This window comes from Mameliella sp. CS4 (genome assembly GCF_019392335.1).
Lineage (GTDB): Bacteria > Pseudomonadota > Alphaproteobacteria > Rhodobacterales > Rhodobacteraceae > Antarctobacter.
In genome coordinates, this window is the sequence record NZ_JAHXRQ010000145.1 from 1 (window position 1) to 275 (window position 275).

The 275-nt window shown below is 64.4% G+C and carries 1 pseudogene; it reads left to right on the forward strand.

From position 1 onward, the window contains the following. Positions 1-275: pseudogene (locus tag KZZ07_RS26895) on the forward strand (IS3 family transposase); the annotation flags it as partial.

Sequence of the window (275 nt, forward strand, 5' to 3'; positions counted from 1 at the left end):
CGTCGCCTGAAGGCGCTCGACGAAGAGAACTGCAAGCTCAAGGAACTGTTGACCGAGGCTATGCCCGACGTGGCGACGCAGCGCGAGGCGCTCGAAAGTATCTTATGACACCCGGCGCACGGAGAACGGCCTTGACTTGGGCGATCCACGAAAAGGCTATTCGCGGCCGCGAACTTGCGTGCTGATCGGCTTGGCGCCGAAGACGTACCGCTATGTCTCGGCCCGACGATGCGGAAGTTCGGACGCGTCAGCGCAGCCTGGCGGGCGAGCGGCGG